Below are 17,635 nucleotides of genomic sequence, written 5' to 3'. Positions count from 1 at the left end.
CAGCATGTGAGAGCTGGGCATCGATCCAGGCTTTGGGATACCCAGGCTGTTGTGATCGTGGCTCGGATACCATGGCCGGTAAGCTAGACTTAGGGTGTTCTCACCGATTGGTTTAATCGGACCGCCACGGCGTGCAAATAGATAGCCGTGACCAGAGCGCATCGCGCCAAGCAGGTGACGCACGATTTTGGGCCTGGGCTAAGGCTGGCACAGAGTAAGGAGGACATTTTGCGGCCGCTTGCTTTGCTTGCGCATCATCATCTGTGACTATTTCAAAACCTCGGACGGAATAATCCAGAGCCCTCGCTCCAGATCAAATTGACTTGGTGTCGCAAAGCGAAGCTCACCAATACGTATACCTGTTAATAGCAACTACAACCCATTCGAGCCTGCTGGCTGCCGCGATAGCATCATCAACCGAGACGGTCCGGTTGAACTCAGTTAGAGCCGCTCGCAACACTGGCCTGCCCTACTCTCCCGCGGCGACTTTGGCCTTACGCCCTCTTGGCGCCGGCATAGCCACCAGGCATTCAAACAACCGCTCCGCGTACACAAAACCCATTCGCTTGACCGCATCCTTGTCGAAATAAAAGAGCCATGCCAGCAATAAGGCACCCGAAATGAGAATGGTAAGCCCAGCGGCAAGACCAGGGTCAGCAAAGTGGATCAACTCGATTTGTGGAGGTTTGACACGAAGAACGCCGGCAATCAAACAGCCATAAACCAGTCCGCAAAGGCAGGAAAAAATGCCGATAGCCTTCATGGACACCATGTTGCGGTGAAAGCCGTAAGCGATGTTCTCCTTGAGCAGCAATTGCTTGTTGGTGCGAGTGAGCTCCCTGAGTCGTTTTGTTGCACCGATATAGATGTCGTCTGCACTGGCCGGATCGCTCGCCTCTTCCTGCGCGGTTGGCATAGTAATGCCTAGCTTTGAAGTGATCGCGGCGTGATACCTCTGCTTGCTGATGCGATCTAAAAATTTGTCACTGTGGCGTAGCGCCAAGGTGGTAGGCATCCCACCCCATAGCGCGACCAGCTTTTCTTCAAGCTTTTTCCCACGCCCGCGGGCCACGCTGGCGAGCGCGTAAATGGCACCACATCCACCAAGTAAGCCAATGACACTGGTCAGTACCGGGTGTTTTGCGCCGTAAACACACAACAAGGGAACGAGTAACGGTAACGAAACCAGCAATCCCGGAATGACCCGAGCTTTTCGCTCATACGGGTCTTTGACCAATTCAAATATCGCGATCATAAAAGCCTATGGGTTTAGTTCATCGATGAAGGGTTGAATTTCTGTGCGATTTTTTAGATAGATGTGCTGCACCTTCGGGTCGAGGCATTCGTCCAGCAATCCAAGACTTTTGAGCGTGTAGAGAAGAAACGCCTGGCGGCACGGCAACTCGGCCTCTCCGTCGCGCATGCCGTAATCTCGCTCAACCACCCTCTTCTTGGGCGTCTCCAACTCGGGGTTTGCGGCAAGGATCAAGGTTACATAGGTATGCCACTGGGTATCCTGGGCCGGGTCGACAGAACATTCTTCAACCCCATCAAGGCTCAAGATCCTGATCAGGACAAAATCGCTAAACCGTTTGCGGTTGTGACAATACGCTCGCACATGCCAACGGGAACCGTCATGTCCCAGCGAATGGGGCGACAACAAACGCTTGGATACCTCCAAAGAAGTCATCGACTGGTAACTGACATGAATCGACAACTTTTCGCGGATGGCCTTGATGACGGCGGCAACGATCGTTTCATCCAGCGTTCGACCAGGTCTGGGCACAAAATCAGCTTCAGGTACCACCCCTAAAAAACTGCTCGAAGCGTCAATGATCCCAGTTCTGGTAGCGAGCAATTCCGTCAGATACTGCTGAGCGGATGATTGTGGGAACACTGCCTGGAAGTCTTGTGTAGCCACGTAGGTTTTGGAGCTGCGGTCATATTCAAGATTGTTCGGCGCCAACTCAGTGTATTTGGCAATGTCGAGCGAAGCCTGAGGCACCGACACACCAAAGTATTCCGTCAAGTCAGCTCTATTGATACGGCCTTCCCAGCGCAGTCGAAAATCGATGAACTGAAGACGACGATCCGCGCCCCAGCTTCGACTTTTGGTTTCTGTGGAAGGTGATGTATTTACAGACGACGGTTGCATTGACTGATCCAAAAAATAAACGGATATAAAAACTATTCGTATTGAATATATACGCGTTTAATGGCTGTTCGTCCAGCCGACATTCCTGAGCTCACAAGCCGTTTGGCGCAAGATTTCCCTTACTTCCCCTTGGTCTCGCCCCGCACTCTCTCATGGCGACTATCTCGCTATTCCCTTGAGGCCGGGTCTCCTTTCATCCACTCAATGGGTCGTAGCCCAAGCCCTTAGGTCGCCGCCCCTAAATCGAGTATAAAAAATATTCGTATAAAAACTAGACTAGCATAATTTCTATGCGTATCTTCTGTCGTGCGATCAAATTTCTAGCAACGCTTTGGGGAACTGAATGTCAGCGAAAATTACGTTTTTCCCGGTGGACAACGGCGACATGACGCTGGTGCAGCTAGCCGACACGGCAGCCACTACGCTGCTGATCGACATGAACATTCGTGTCGCGGCCGATGACCCAGCGGACTCGACTCCAGACGTTGCGACGGAGCTGCGAAAGCGCCTTCGGTTTGATCAAAAAAAACGGCCTTACGTTGACGCATTGTTGCTGAGCCACCCGGACAAGGATCATATCAGTGGCTTGGCGAAGCACTTTTGGTTGGGATCACTCGATGACTACCCCGATGACAATCTGCAGTGGCATGAAAAGCGCATTGTCATTCGCGAAATGTGGTCATCTCCGATGGTGTTTAGACGGCGCTCGAAACACCACACGCTCTGCCTGGATGCCGTCGCCTTCAATAAGGAAGTCCATCGCAGGATTGGGCTTTGGCGCACATTGCGGTCTGCAGTGGAAGGCGACCGCATCAAAATCATGGGTGAGGATGAGAAAGGCAAAACCGACGATTTACTGCCCATCGTGATCAAGACTGGTGAGAAATTTACCCAGATCAATGGCGAGTCCTCGTTCCTGTTCTCGGCTCACCTGCTTGCGCCCGCTCCTCTGCAGGACGATGACACTGAAGAAATGCTGTCCAAAAACCACTCCAGCGTCATTTTGAACATTGAACTGCAGGCTTCAATCTACTCGTCCAAGCGCGTTAGGTTCTTGACCGGAGGGGACGCAGAAGTGGCCATCTGGAAACGACTGTGGGAAAAGTATGAAGACACTCCAGAAGTGCTTGAATACGATTTGCTTCAAGCGCCCCACCACTGCTCATGGCACTCCCTTTCTGTCGACAGCTGGTCAACCTACGGCAATGACGCCGAGCTCTGCCAGGAAGCCCGTAACGCACTCGGGCAGGCTCGAGAAGGTGCAACTATTGTTGCGAGCAGCAAGAAGATACTGGACAACGATGACAACCCGCCGTGCATCCGGGCCAAGCGCGAATACCTGTCTATCTTGAGGCCAGTGGATGGCATTTTCCATTGCACGGGGGACGGTAAGCGCCCGGAAACGATCGAGTTCGAGATCACCTCCACTGGCGTGTCCAAAATTGTCGCCGGTGTCGCTGCTGGGGTAGGAGCTAGTGCCGTGGCCTCCGCTGCGCCAAGGGCGGGCCGCCCATGAATGAGATCTACGAATGGGGAACGCCGATTGATGACGGACAAAAGGATTCGCTACATCCAATGACGCTTGGCCTGATTCAGGCCTGTCAGGATCATCCGTGCATTGAGGTGCTGGACATCCGAATCGTCGATGAAGGTTTGGGGCCGGAGCAGGCCATCGTCATTGAGGCGGGTGATGGCACCATCGAGTCGAGCAACCCGGGTCGCATCCGCAGGCGAGAAACCCTGGCGATTACAGTGAATCCCCAGACCGATGTCCCGGTGGTCGTGCGTACCTTGCGCAAGGATTTCCCGGGACACTCCCATCAACACGGCACACACCTGAACACACCGCGCGCCCTCTGCCTCTACAATATCGTGTGGAGCGCTGTTGAACGTAGCTGGACGCCAGAACGCTTTTTGGAACGGATGTTCTGGTGGTTACGCGAGACGTCTCAGCTACGGCTGCATCGGGACGATCAACCACTGGAACAACTGTTTTACAGCAGTCGCTACCAATTGATCCTGCCTTCAAATTATTTGAAGCAGTCTGAGGACAGCGGCAAAAACCTGATTATCGAGGAAATCACGGGAGCACCGGGACGTCAGGTTACCTTGCGGGGGAAGTTCGATGACTCAAACAATCCTCGAGGTGTGGGCCTGCAGTCACTGAAGCTGTCTGTCGACGGTGTCGGTTCATCACAGGTGGAAGCCGCCCCCCAGACACTTGGTCAACTCCATGACCGCTTGGTCTCCCGTGGAAGTGGGCTAAAGGAGCCATTGTTCAGCAGCGTGTTTGATGCGGTGACCGATCAGGGGTTAGTCCCTGAACAGGCTGGCGATATCAAGGCGATACTTATCCTGGTCTGGGTGCCGCGCACGGGTAAGGATGGCATTGAACGGTACGACGTGCTGGGCTATGCGCTCCAGAGTTCGCTGCAAGCACTCGGTAACGCATTCGGTATGTTGCACTTCGACAGTGAAAAGCGTCGCTGGCATCGCACGACCTTGATTGGCGATGCCGCACAGAGCGATGAAGATAGCGCATGGCGAGATCTGGAAATCCTTTCAGTGCAAATCCGCTGGGGGATCGGAGCCGAAGGCGGGCGCCAAATGTCCGCGATCAACCCTGACGATGCTGACTTCGATGGGGTGCTCGCCGGCGTAGGCTCTTTGGGCGGAACACTTGCAGACATCTGGCTGCGTGAAGGCTGGGGTCGCTGGACGTACATCGATCCGGATCAGTTGCTTCCCCACAACCTAGCACGACATGTCGGATTGGACAGTGAAGTGGGCTACGCGAAAGTCGATGTAGTCCGGCACCATGCCCAAATGGTGTTTCCCGACGAACCTGCACCTAAAGCGATTGCGGGTAGCCTGACAAGCCAAAGTGAAGAGGTGATCAGCGCGTTGGGTTCAGCGAGTTTAGTGATCGATGCGACGACGACTTTCGACGCGCCTCGCGATTTGGCTGAGCGTGAAAATGCCCCCCGCACCGCCAGCGTGTTCCTCACCCCTTCGGGCCTTGCCAGCGTGATTCTGTTGGAGGACGCGAGTCGCACCCTGCGCTCCCCCGCATTGGAGGCACAATATTACCGAGCGATCCTCAACAGCTCCTGGGGAAAACCGCACCTTCAAGGTCACTTGGGGGATTTATGGGTAGGTGGTGGCTGCCGTGACATTTCGTTTCGGATTCCGCTTGAGCGCATTCACTTGCATGCAGCGATCCTTTCGAAGCAACTGCGCAAAAGTGTTCTGGGCGATGGCGCGCGAATCTGCGTGTGGACAGTGGACGAAGAGACGGAAGCTGTAACCCCGATGGAAATCACTCCCCATCCGGTGAGCTCACACGCTCAGAATGGTTGGACCGTTACCTATGACGATGCGTTGATCACCAAGCTCAAGCAGATTCGTGGCGCAGCCCTTCCCAACGAAACGGGTGGAGTATTGCTTGGGGTTACAGATCTGAAGTCTAAAACCATCCTGTTGGTCGACACATTGCTACCCCCCGCTGACAGCCAAGCAAGTCCCCACCACTTCATCCGAGGCAAGGTCGGTCAGGAAGCCGCATTAGCAGACGTACACGAACGCACGGCTCGAGTCGTCGACTACGTGGGCGAATGGCATTCACATCCTGATGGTTACCCAGCGACCCCCAGTGCCGATGATCGAACACTAATCACGTCGCTGGCGGGCTTGATGTCCAGTGAGGGGTTACCCTCCATCATGATCATCGTGGGCGAGTATGAGATCACGCTCCATGTCGAGTGATCAGCCAGCGCGGCGTCCTTAACACCCACGATGCAGTACCTATAAGGCACTACCCAAAGGGACGTGGCAGGTTGCCCCTCTGCTTGCGGAAACAGCATTCAATCTGGGAGAAATGATCTGCTGGTATCGAATTTGTAGGTCAAATAATTCGAGAAACCAGGAAAGGAAAAATCAACTAATGGTCTCGTCAAAACAATTCAAAAGCATCGAACCTTAAACAAACGAATAGGTCATCTCATGTCTGGATCAGTAGAGCTTTCGAAAGAAGAATTATTTTCCCTGGTTGAAAAAGCGGTCAAGCCTCAGTTCTTTTTGCTCATATTCAGTTTCGTTTTGCTCTTCGACGCTTCGCTAGTACGTTTTCACCACATCGGACTCTTTGAATTCGGCACTTCGAACCTGAGCACTTCAACCGTTGGCATCACCTTGATCCTGACCTTCCTGGTTTTCTCAGGTTTGGCTTCAATGATTCTTCCTTTTTTATACATAGCATCAATCCAACTCTATATTCCCACGGTCTATACTTTCTTTTTTTGGTTGAAGCAGAAGATAGAACCGGATAATGAGCCCATACACTATACAGGGCCAAAAAGACGCGAACGTGATCGTGTTCGTCCATGGGAGCTGCGAGAGGAAGCACACAAAACACAAAGCGACTTCCTCATTCAGCTCTATAACGCCTATGACACGACTCGAAAGCAAGAGCAAATGAACCAACGAAGAGTCGAATTTTTTGCATTTTGTGCACTGTGCTTTCTCGTACTGAATTGCTGCCTACCTAGCTCACCCCAAGCGCAGACCTTGGCCCAGATGAGCGTTACATACTTTTCAACGACTACACACATTTGGCTAGGCCTATCTGTTTTCGCCGTCATGGCATTCCATTCGTTGCACGATGACACCTACGAAAAACGATGGATCTATTGCCCACCATTACATAACTCCCTTGAAGACAAAGACGAAGAAAAACGCAAACAGGAACGTCAGTTCCAGGAAGAAATCAGAACTCGCAGTGAAATCAGCAGAAGACGCCGCGAGGAGACACTGGAGTAGTTGAAGAGAGTTCGACAGCTCAAAACATAAGCCGCCCAGGCGGCTTATGTCTGCAGTAACCCGATTTTCTATAATCATGATTGATGTCGGGCTTCTTCTTCAGCGTCGAACGGAGAAAATCCCTGACAGCAAACAAAAAGCGGACGATTGGCTGAACTACTCAAAAACAGAGTTTGGTGGACTCACGCCACTGCAATTCGCCCCAAGCGAGTCCGGGCACGCATTCGTCAAAGATACACTGGAGATAATCAATCAGGGATACGCCCATTAGTCAGAGTCCTATCGATGTAGATGGCCGATGCCGCTATTTATCCAAGGGCATGAATTTGGATGCGGTAGAGAATTGAAAATATCGGCGGGAATCTGTATTCCGAACTAACAGTCAGGCGACGCTAGCAATTATCTGCCAGATATCCAACTACTCCAACAATCTACGCAATGTCAACTTATAAATTAGGATCTATTGTGACTGAGAAAAAAACTCAAAATAGCAACCCTTGGGAAGATGCGCTCATATTAGCCTTCAGGGACTTGCAGTGGATCGTAAAACAAGAAATAAATTCCACTGATGTGTGGCAGCTTGTTCAGGAATTGGCCAAAGCCAAGCATATTCCAGAGCTACCGGAAAGACTTAAGGAGTTGCTGAAAATCCCACCTCCGCTTCTAGCAAAGCTTGATGGTAATGCGGAATCAGCTAGTGGGGATGTGTTAACGGCCCATAATGATCGATTTTTCTTACTCGAATTTAAGTCAGGTCGAAATAAATTTCATACTGAGAACGGAAAATTTATTCTAAGACTGATGCAGTTTGCAGATCCAGACCACCCACTTCATATTCCATTCCTTGAACTCTCGAGGAACGGTCACTTTGTTGTCTACCCTGAGCTTTCTGAAACTTCAAAACACTGGACGAACGACGGATTCTTACCCGTCCATGAAGCCACATTGTACGCACAACCTTATTTCGATGCATTGACGGGCAAAGAACGAGCTTCTACTGCTCATAATTTTGAAGTCATCGCGCCCAGTGAAGTAAAAGACCTAGTATGGGGAAGCAACGCCGGCTTATCGCTGGAGCAAATGGCAGCTTATCTTGTTGCTTTATGTACTGCTCATCGTGAGGATGGAGCAGAAGGGCATCCAATAAAAATCGTGATCGCCAGTGCAGATGGTATTTACTGGCCCATGTCTGACTTGGCCGAACTTATCCAGTTTGCACATTATTTTCACAAGAGAAAAAACTTGTCTCACGACTTCCAACGGAATCGAAAATCTTTGTCCCCATTTACGAACGAGTTCAAAAATCAGAACAGTCCCCACCCGAGCACGGAACCAGATCCCCATACGCCCAAATTTCCAAGTATGCGCTAGATAACAGACTAGAATTGCTTGGTAGCCAATCCTATCTTCAACGTTTCTTGGAGGGCCTTCAATCTCTGCTATTGGTGTGCACAAAGGACTGAAGCAGTTGGCTATTTTTTCAGAGGCGTCCTAAGTGCCACACTGGGTTGCCGCCTAGATACCCGTTCCCGATCGATCGAGTACGGCCTGTAATTAGGGATAAATTGGGAGCAACTCTATTAGAGTTTGACCTTACAACGTTGATCTAGGCCATGTCGAAATGATCTTCGGCGAACTAAGCGGCTCCGATCATAGTGGCCTGTAGCCGCTTCAGCTCAGAATAAACATCCCGATCTGATCGATGAGAAATGCTGGACCGGTCCTTCCAGTACCCCAACGCATAATCGATAGGCCGCGTTTGCAAAAATTGTTTTTCCTCCACCCAGCCCTGAATAAGGTCAATAACGCTGATCACTGTTTCGAGATTGGCATTGGTAAGGTAACCAATGATAAGGGCTTCAAGTGCAGCTGTTGGGGGAGCCCTTAGGCGCTGCAAGCTTTCTAGGATGCAGTCAACCTGCTCGCAAGCAACATCTTGCAAATAACGAATGAACAGTTCGACCGCACGGTCAGGGCACTTCACCTCAACCAAGACGCTAGCACACACAAATGCCGAGCCGGAAGCACTGTACAGTAACTCAGAGACCTCCTGTTCGCAGAGAGGGGCGTGCAGCAGTAGCACGGCGGCCATGAACTGAACTCTCTTGGAGCCCCCGAGTAAACTGAGCTTCGCGTGCTCCAGGTTCACTTGAGGCATCGGGCTGCCGGATCCCCTGTTGCTATCAACGTCCACAAGGGGCAAGTCATCGAACAACGAGAACTGCGGCTCCGTTTCGAGCCGCCTTAGCACCTCCCTGGCTTCCCCTGCGAGCTCAGCCAGATTCAGCCCCTGAAACAGCGCAAAATCTCTGAGGGTCGGACCGAGGCTCACAAGATCTTCTGGCCCATGATCCCCAAACTCTTCACGCAGATTGTAATGGTCCAGTTCAGCAGACGAGATAAACGCAGCGAACTGAGGAAAGGCATCAAGGGGCTTCTGCACAGCATCATTGCAAAACGCATCCGCCAATAGTCGTGATATGCGACGCTGGCGATCTCTGTAGCGTCTAAGCGCCTCAGGGTCTGGTTCCAGTCTTGGGAATAAATCACGCCAGGGTTGAGCCGAGCTACCGGTTTTTTCTCGAATGCCGTGATCATAGCGGACCTTCAGAATCTGAAACCGAAACTCCATGGACCTCTGCAAGCGCTCATCTGCTGACAAGCTGTCCGAGAACGCTTCTATCTCCTCCTGACAGCAGGACTTGAGTGCCACCAGGGCAACATCCTGGAGAAGCAACGCTTCATAGCACACGTGTTTCGAGAAAAAATCGCGACCTTCAGAAGGCTTCCCGTGAATGGCCAGCAGTTCGGAAAAAACGAGACGGGGCTGCAACGTTTCAGGTAGCACAATGGCACATCGTGAAGCGATGCTCCAAGCAACCAACCTGATGGTGGGTTCAGGAGACTCAAGGTGACGGCTTACCCACGGCTCCAGAAGACGGCTTGCCTTTGGAGCGACTTCACACAGACCATGGCCCACTTTGAAATGAAGCGAATCAGGTGGCGATGTGGGGCTGTCGAGTACAGCGATGGAGGTGTGGATCAACCTCTCAAGTGATGCGTCACTGGCTGCTGCCTCGAATTTTGAGGACCAGAGCAAAGCATGATAAAGCGCCTCAGGTTCACCCTTGTCATGTCGTGCCAAGAGATCGTCGACAAGTGACGGGGCCATACCAAGCTCTACTGCATAGCTCAGGACTTCCTGCCATTGCGGGTCATACACCACCTCATCCAGCAGTCGCGTTTGTTGCTCCAGCAGGTGTCGTGCCGCGAGGAATTCAGCGAAAGACAGGTGTGTGAAGGTCAACAACTCCGTGTTGTTGTGCGTCAGGACCTCGATCAGCCCTAGTTTCTGCCAGTATAAAAGCGCGATATCAACCTTGGTTTCTGCATCCAAACGCGAAAGACCTGCGAGAAGGACCAATTCCTCGGCGCATCGAACTTCCAGCTCGGAGCGCTCGGCCGCTGGCTTTTGACGAAGGTACCAACCGAGCGCGTTCAATACCGTGCGGGTGATTCTTTTGTTTTCAACACTGAGCTCGGACGGGAGCTTGTCGTACAGCTGCAAAAACTGAACATACAGCTCAGTCCTGTTCTCTGGCAGTTCATTATATTGAAGCAGAAGACAGGCTGACATCCCAAGCAACTGTGGGCTGGTGCTGATGGCGTCAGATGCGGGAGATCTGTGCAATTGAGTACTCGCGATCCGTTCGCACTCCTCTTGCGTCTGATCGTCGCCCGCCGCCGCTATCATCAGCTTCGCCAGATTGGCGGGCCCGTCCTCCTTCGCAGGAGGAATGATCGCGTAGTGCGCCCACGCTTCGAGCTGGCTGGTTTCGTAACCCACAGGCCTTGTGGTGATGACGGCGCGCATGCCTGGATTGCCTGACACGAATGCCTCTAGCTCGCGTGCCACTGAGTCGTGCTCACCGCCGCATTCGTCCAGACCGTCAGCCAGCAAGACCCATCGGCACGGATCAATCAACAAGAACGCCTCGCGACTGAGGCGTGAACTGCCCATGGCCATCTCGATCAATACGGATTTGAAGGTTTTGCCCTCGTTTAGTGCCTTGGCGACCCGTTTGAGCTGGACGGATAGCACGAAATAACCATCCACGGAGTAGCGATGTGCAAGCACCTTCAACGCCATGGTCTTGCCTAGCCCCGGCCCCGCGACAATGACCGCTCGGTTCTTGAAACGAGCGAGCCAGTCGATGGCAAATTTCTCGGCATAGCGTTTAGCTTCGGCTCCCGCCCGATAGCGCTTCAGTGCAGACTGGAGACTTTCCTTGCAGCGCTTGGAGTGCTCGTATCGGCAGACCTGTATTGGAAGCCGGCTACGCAGTGGCAAGTCCTTCGTCATCCCCGGCAAAGCAAAGGTCGAATTCTGATTCTCCACCCAGTCCCTGTACTGTGCGTGCAGAGCCGCCGAACACGCCTTCGAACTTAGAGCAAACCCTTTACGGGTAAACATATCAACCAGTGAGTCACTGGTCATTCGGCCGCGAGATGCCATTTGACGCTCCACCTCTTCGTGGAGCGTGGGCCACGCATGCTGGGACGCATTACCAGGTGCCATCAACTGACTCAGGGCATCACTCGCATACTCGACGCCCGCATTATTCTCCGGAGTTCCGTGGAATGTCTTGATCCTGATCCGCTGGCAAACCAACTTGATAGAAATGTGCTGGGATTCAAGCTGACGTTTCCAAGTGCAAATAAGTCCCCCCGATGAGACATCCTGGTCCTTGCCGACGCGAACAATGTCCTGGGCGAGATTGATACGGATCGATTTGCTCGACTCCGGATCGACGATGAGAACCCCATAGTCAAGTGCCCCCTCGTGAATTGCCAAGGCCAGAGCATCCAGGGGTCCCCATAGCCGCCGGCCATGCGACTTCAACCCCTTTTTCACTTGCACTTCTGCAGTGAAACCACCCTTGAAATCGATCCGTATATCGTCACCAGGCCCGCCACTCTCAGGGGTGACAGCAACAGGCACAGGCGCCTCAGCGCATAGGTCCTCCAGCCAGACAACTGGTTTTTCCTGAAGCATACGAACACAGACGTAGGCCGTGGCAGAGGCTTGAAATTGCATCCCCGCTGCGTTGGCCGCTCCGCCGGCGCGCTGGCTTTTCTGAATCCCTAGCGCATTCTCGGGCATATCGCGTACATCTATTCCATTCTGAAAACTGCGCAAGAGTGCCACTCATGCAGACGGTTGCCAAGGACGTCCAGATCGTTGATGGCGTAGGTCCTTCAAACACAGACCATCACATCAACCAACAACCGCGCCGTCCTCATCAGCCCACAGCTCACTAGTCGTCCCGCTGCGGAGCAACTGCAGATCGTTCTCGAAAGCATCGTGGATCCGTCGCTTAAAACAACTCTTGCACCGCTGCTCGACTGCGCAGACCTGTTCGAAGGACTCTCCTCCGATGACATCGGGGGAGTTGTACGAGGACTGCTCCAGTGCAAGACAGTAACCGACAGGTATCGCGACCCAGTCTTTGTTTCGGCCGCAAGTATTTTGGGGCCGGCGAAAGCGCTCAAAAATCTACGTCGCCCTGCCCGCGCCCTTGGTCTGGATTGCGCGGGATATCCAGGCGGTGAACTCTACGTCCTCACCGCTGGGCCAGCTCACCCAACGGCTATCGTGCTGATTGAGAATATCCGAAGTTTTACGGCGTTCGCGCGATCTGTTCACGCCCAAAAGGCAATTGGAGTTGCCGCCTACGGCTATGGCTTAACGATGGAGAATTTTGGTGCCCGCTTGGCAGCAGGTCATGTAATCGCCTGCCCTGCCTATGGAACGGCTGTTGACCTACAACCTGCACTCGATCGATTGCCCGCGTTTTTCTGGGGTGATCTTGATCGCGAGGGGTTACGCATCTACGAATCTCTGCGCCAGCAACTCCCAAGTATTGCATTGAGTGCCGCCTACACAGCAACGGAGGAGCAGCTTAGAAACAGGACTTTATACCACCCGTACCATAAGCTTTTTGAGAAGGATGGTCAGCGCCCCCCAAGAGGTGCAACCCCGGAGACGGCGCATCTTACGAACATGTGCCTCCAGCGCGCTGTTGATCAGGAAGCGCTTGGATGCGATCTGAGCGATGTCGACGTGTTAGCGCCATACCATCTGCCCCCCCGCTAGCGCCCGTCGATAATTTCCGCGGTACCGAGCAAACCACAGATTTTGTACCGCTGCCGCCAGCGTGAATTCATCGGTTGCGTCGCTCAGCCCACGTAACTGCAGACGATCCACCTTCAGGATTCGTTTGAGGTGGGCGAACAGCATTTCGACTTTTTTGCGCTCGTCACGAGAGCGCTGATACTCCGACGTGGCGGCGAGCCGCCAAACGAGACGCGCTTGATGAATGTTGGCGTTGGCATATCGCTTCACCTAAGCTGAGCATGGGGATAATGTGATGGCACGTTAATGCCGCACATTAGAAAATGTGACGCAGGTGAATGTCCGCTTTGGAAATGGTGGCAGCCCATCGGGGCGGGCACCTGACATGGAGGTTCCGCATGGATCAACTGCCCCCCCCTCTTTGCTCTCATCAGAACCCTTCCACCGAGTTGGGCTGACAGTCAATCTGGCACCACAGATCAACTTCGTTTGTCACCAGAACTCCGGGGCAGGCATGCAGGAAATCGAGTGGACCAATACCAGTGCACGAGAGCAGCACGATTTCACCCTGGACATGCGTTCATTACCTACACTTCCATCGCCGAGAACCAGCACGCTGATGGCCTGCTGGTGTCCTGCTGCATATCACTGACCAGCCCCCCGACTGGATAGTGACTACCTGCTCAATAAAAGCGAAACCAACAAGGTGAGATGTTTTTCCGTCCGCTAGATAGAGATGACAAAGGAAGGACTACTATGCTAAGGATTCTGCATACAGCCGATTGGCAAATCGGCCGCCAGTATGGGCGTTTCGCACCAGAAGACGCAGCAGCTCTGGCCGAAGCCCGTCTATCGACTATCGAACGCATTGCTGCATTGGCCAATCAGGAGCAGGTACAGGCTGTATTGGTTGCAGGTGACGTGTTCGATGCACAAACTGTTTCCGATCGCACCATCCGCCGCCTGTTCAACGCAATGCAGGGCTTCGCCGGCCTCTGGATCATGATCCCAGGCAACCATGACGCGGCCTTAGAGGAAAGCGTCTGGAGTAGGGCTAAACGCCTGTCAGCCATTCCTGCCCATGTCCATATCGCCTTGCAACCGAACGTGTTGGAGTTCGCCCAGCAAGGCTTCGCGCTACTGGCTGCGCCTCTAACCCAGCGACAGACCTACAGCGACCTGACCGACTGGTTCGACACAGCCGAAACGGCGCCCGGCCTACTGCGCATAGGGTTAGCTCATGGCAGCGTACAAGGCATCCTCGCGGAAGACATCGACTCGCCCAATCCCATTGCCCCAGACCGTGCCCGGAGGGCTCGGCTCGACTATCTGGCCCTGGGCGATTGGCACGGCCTCAAGGGCATCGATGAACGCACTTGGTACAGTGGAACTCCCGAACAGGAGCGTTTCAAAGACAATGGTGCCGGCCAGGTCCTGCTGATCGATCTTCCTGGCGTTGGGCAGCCCCCCCTCGTGGAGCCTAGATCTGTTGGCCAATACCACTGGCAACACTGGACTGAACAATTGGTAGTCGAGTCAGACCTGGAGCAACTGATCCAGCGACTGGAGCAATTACCTCCCACTACCGTCCTCCACCTGACCCTTTCCGGGCAAATTGATCTGACTGAGCAGCAACGCCTCCAGCAGGCACTCTCCATGGCACAGGGCCGCTGTCGTAGTCTGGAGTCCGACCTAGCTGATCTTCATCTGGAGCCTACTGACGAGGATGTTGCCGCGCTGCATGCCGACGGTTATCTGGGTGAAGTCATCGCAGAGCTGCGTGAGCGTCAACAGCGCGAAGGCGCAGAAACCGCCCGCGATGCCCTAGCCATTCTGGCCGGCCTACTACGCGAACGTCTGTCACAGGAGGGTCGAGCATGAAACTTCGTCGCTTGCGCATCGAACAGCTTCGCCAGTTCCGCCAGCCCCTAGAAGTCGCCGAGTTGGAGCCTGGCATCAATCTGTTCATCGGCCCCAATGAGTCCGGCAAAAGCACTTTGGTACGAGCTATCCGCGCCGCTTTCTTTGAGCGCCATAGGTCGAGCAGCGTCGACGACTTGCAGCCCTGGGGGGACTCCTCGGCGGCGCCCAGCATCCGATTGGAGTTTGACTGGCAGGACGAACGCTGGCTGCTTACCAAAAGCTTCCTCAAACAGAAGCGCTGCGACCTCGAGATAGCAGGTCAGTCGCTCAATGGTGACGAAGCCGAGGAGCGGCTAGCGGATCTGCTCGGCTATCAATTCCCCGGACGCGGCGCCAGCAAAGCCGAGCACTGGGGCATACCCGGCCTGCTGTGGATCGAACAAGGCTCAGGCCAGGACATCCATGCAGCCGTCACTTATGCCGGCGATCACCTCAAATCCGCATTAGGCGAAAGCCTAGGTGAAGTCGCCAGCAGTGCAGGAGATGAGCTGATCAATCGAGTCGAACGGGACCGTGCAGCCCTACTGACTGGCACTGGACGTCCCACCGGCGACTATGCACGCATAAATCAGCAATACGACACGCACCAGATACGCCTATGTGAGCTGGACGCCAGCATAGCCACTTATCGCCAGCAGGTGGACCGCCTCGGAGAACTACGTCAACTGCAACAGGAAGATACTTCCAAGCCCTGGGAAATCTACCGTGGGCAGGCCAAGGAAGCCGACGCGCGTCTGACCGAGGTGGAAAGCTGGGTACAAGAGCAGCAACGCGAAAAAAAGGATCTGCACAACTGCCAGGACAGCCAGCAACTCTGCCGAGATCAACTGCACACCTTCGCTAAACAGCAAGAGGAGCTGGAGCAAAGAGCCAAGGCCAAGCAGAAAGCGGAAAACACACTGAGCGACCTGCAAACGCGTCAGCAGCAGATTGAAACCCAGCTAAGCCAGGCGCAAACAGCCTACCAGCAGGCTCGCGAAACCCTCAAGCTGGCCCGTCAGGAGGAGCAACGAACAGGACTCGCCCGTGAGTTGGCCCGACTAGTCCAAGAACTGACCGACATAGACGGCAACCTGAGCAAAGCCCGAGAACTGCACACTCAGCTGCTGGAGCAGCGCGGACAACTGCAAGCTAACCAAATCGATGTCAAACATCTCAAGCAACTGCAAAAGCTCAATCGGGAACTGAGCGACCTCAGAATCGCCCAGCAAGCCGTGGCAACTCGGCTGCAATTCGAGCTGCTGCCGGGCCAGAGCCTGCAACTCGACAACGAATTGCTCACCGACCAGGGCGAGCGTTTGCTGCTGGAGCCTACCGATCTGCACATCGCTGGCATCGGCAAGCTACGCATTCAACCCGGTGGCGAGGATATCGCCGAGCTGGTCCGCCGTCAGCAGACCCTGCAGGACAGTATCACCGCTCTGCTGGGCAAGCTTCGGGTGGAAAGTCTCGCGCAGGCCGAAGAACGCGCCGAGCAGTGTCGGACGCTCCAGGAAGAAATTCACCGCAATGAACTCCTGCTGAACAACTGTGCACCCGACGGCGTAGATGAGCTGAGCAGCAGGCGGCGACTGGGCGAGCAGCGCCAGCAAGAACTTCAAGCGCACTTAGCAGGTCTGCCGGAGTCCGCGACCACAGACGTTAGCGTAACAACATCGGAAGGCCAGCAGGAAACTGCCAGTGAACAGCTCAAGGCCACCGAACAGGCGACAACCGATTTCGAGAAGGCACTCAGCCTGGCCGACCAAGCCCTACAAAATGCCAACACCGAATGGCAAAAACTCCAGGACGAAATACAGTCCCCGACTCGCCAGAAGCACGAGAGTCAGCTCAACGCACAACTGCTCGAGTTACGTGCCATAAAATCCGGTTTGGAGACATCAATAGCCACTCGCCAGCAACAGATCGACGACGCCAACCCGGATGTTCTCCGTCAGGACATCGAGCGCTTCACCCGCACCGCCGACGCTCTGGAAAAGGCCGCCCAAGAGCGTGACCGGGAGCTAACCCGCTTGCAAGCTAGTCTGGAAACTCTTGGCGCCCAAGGGCTGGAGGAACAGCGCGCAGAATTGGCCCAAGAATTCCAGTTTGCCAGCCGTCGCCGCGATGAACTCGCCCGCCGCGCCGCCGCCCTAAGCCTACTGCTGGAATCGCTCAGGGCCAAGCGTCACGAATTGACCCGCCGGCTTCAGGCACCGCTGCAACGCCACCTTAACCGCTACCTGCAACTGCTTTTCCCGCAGGCCAGCCTCAGCGTGGACGAGAACCTGATGCCCGAACAGCTGGTTCGCACCAGCAACGGCAGTGAAGAGCGCGGGGACTTCACCGCCCTCAGCTTCGGCGCCCGCGAGCAGATGGGCCTGATTAGCCGTCTTGCATATGCCGACCTGCTCAAGGAAGCCGGCCGCCCCACCCTAATCATCCTCGACGACGCGCTGGTGCACAGCGACCAGCAGCGCCTGGCGCAAATGAAGCGGATTCTTTTCGACGCCGCGCAGCGGCATCAGATTCTTTTGTTCACCTGTCATCCGGAGAACTGGCGCGACCTCGGCGTTGCCCCGCGAGACATGCAATCACTCAACGTTAGCGCCTAATAACTGCCT

At 54.3% G+C, this 17,635-nt stretch carries 11 protein-coding genes and 1 pseudogene; 8 read left to right on the top strand and 4 right to left on the bottom strand.

Annotated elements, in window-relative coordinates; translation table 11 throughout:
* Positions 1-469 precede the first annotated feature (469 nt).
* Both AC1RPZ_RS10645 and AC1RPZ_RS10640 read right to left on the bottom strand, forming a co-directional pair.
* Positions 470-1,255 carry a hypothetical protein gene (locus AC1RPZ_RS10645; RefSeq protein WP_493136993.1) on the bottom strand — a complete coding sequence of 262 codons (786 nt, stop codon included), beginning with the start codon at positions 1,253-1,255 and terminating at the stop codon, positions 470-472.
* Positions 1,256-1,261: 6 nt separating this feature from the next.
* Positions 1,262-2,155, bottom strand: a complete 894-nt coding sequence (locus AC1RPZ_RS10640) for a helix-turn-helix transcriptional regulator (RefSeq protein WP_493136992.1) — start codon at positions 2,153-2,155, stop codon at positions 1,262-1,264.
* A 343-nt stretch (positions 2,156-2,498) separates the two neighbouring features.
* Between AC1RPZ_RS10640 and mblB the strand changes: the two genes are divergently transcribed.
* The 5 genes from mblB (at position 2,499) to AC1RPZ_RS10615 (ending at position 8,344) form a co-directional block, all read left to right on the top strand.
* Positions 2,499-3,671, top strand: a complete 1,173-nt coding sequence (mblB, locus tag AC1RPZ_RS10635) for an anti-phage 6A-MBL system MBL-fold protein (protein WP_493136991.1) — start codon at positions 2,499-2,501, stop codon at positions 3,669-3,671.
* Positions 3,668-5,920, top strand: coding sequence for an anti-phage 6A-MBL system cap2_3 protein (gene cap2-3 / locus AC1RPZ_RS10630; RefSeq protein ID WP_493136990.1), 2,253 nt, complete (start codon positions 3,668-3,670; stop codon positions 5,918-5,920). Before mblB ends, cap2-3 begins: the two co-directional genes overlap by 4 nt.
* A gap of 237 nt (positions 5,921-6,157) precedes the next feature.
* Positions 6,158-6,973 (top strand): hypothetical protein, encoded by an 816-nt coding sequence (locus AC1RPZ_RS10625; RefSeq protein ID WP_493136989.1) that lies wholly within the window; start codon positions 6,158-6,160, stop codon positions 6,971-6,973.
* A 46-nt stretch (positions 6,974-7,019) separates the two neighbouring features.
* A complete protein-coding gene (locus tag AC1RPZ_RS10620) occupies positions 7,020-7,244 on the top strand; it encodes an MbcA/ParS/Xre antitoxin family protein (RefSeq protein WP_493136988.1) in 225 nt (74 codons plus the stop codon).
* 194 nt (positions 7,245-7,438) lie between these two features.
* The gene (locus AC1RPZ_RS10615; protein WP_493136987.1) at positions 7,439-8,344 is read left to right on the top strand and encodes a hypothetical protein; all 906 of its coding nucleotides are present in this window, start codon (positions 7,439-7,441) and stop codon (positions 8,342-8,344) included.
* Positions 8,345-8,609: 265 nt separating this feature from the next.
* Here the strand turns inward: AC1RPZ_RS10615 and AC1RPZ_RS10610 are convergent, their stop codons facing one another.
* Positions 8,610-12,137 carry an NACHT domain-containing protein gene (locus AC1RPZ_RS10610; RefSeq protein WP_493136986.1) on the bottom strand — a complete coding sequence of 1,176 codons (3,528 nt, stop codon included), beginning with the start codon at positions 12,135-12,137 and terminating at the stop codon, positions 8,610-8,612.
* Between the two features lie 201 nt (positions 12,138-12,338).
* Between AC1RPZ_RS10610 and AC1RPZ_RS10605 the strand changes: the two genes are divergently transcribed.
* Positions 12,339-13,130: a Wadjet anti-phage system protein JetD domain-containing protein gene (locus AC1RPZ_RS10605; protein WP_493136985.1), complete on the top strand. Its 792-nt coding sequence runs from the start codon at positions 12,339-12,341 to the stop codon at positions 13,128-13,130.
* Here AC1RPZ_RS10605 and AC1RPZ_RS10600 read toward each other — a convergent pair.
* Positions 13,101-13,331: pseudogene (locus tag AC1RPZ_RS10600) on the bottom strand (transposase); the annotation flags it as partial. The gene AC1RPZ_RS10605 and the pseudogene AC1RPZ_RS10600 overlap by 30 nt on opposite strands.
* A 534-nt stretch (positions 13,332-13,865) precedes the next feature.
* On the opposite strand from AC1RPZ_RS10600, the gene AC1RPZ_RS10595 reads away from it, so the two are divergent.
* Together AC1RPZ_RS10595 and AC1RPZ_RS10590 are read left to right on the top strand one after the other, a co-directional pair.
* On the top strand, positions 13,866-14,990 hold the full coding sequence (locus AC1RPZ_RS10595) for a metallophosphoesterase family protein (RefSeq protein ID WP_493136984.1): 1,125 nt from the start codon (positions 13,866-13,868) through the stop codon (positions 14,988-14,990).
* A complete protein-coding gene (locus AC1RPZ_RS10590) occupies positions 14,987-17,626 on the top strand; it encodes an AAA family ATPase (RefSeq protein ID WP_493136983.1) in 2,640 nt (879 codons plus the stop codon). Before AC1RPZ_RS10595 ends, AC1RPZ_RS10590 begins: the two co-directional genes overlap by 4 nt.
* Positions 17,627-17,635 lie beyond the last annotated feature (9 nt).

This window comes from Pseudomonas sp. GW822-FHT02D10 (genome assembly GCF_058802345.1).
Note: the sequence above shows the minus strand (reverse complement) of the source record. Positions and strands in the feature narration are given on the sequence as shown.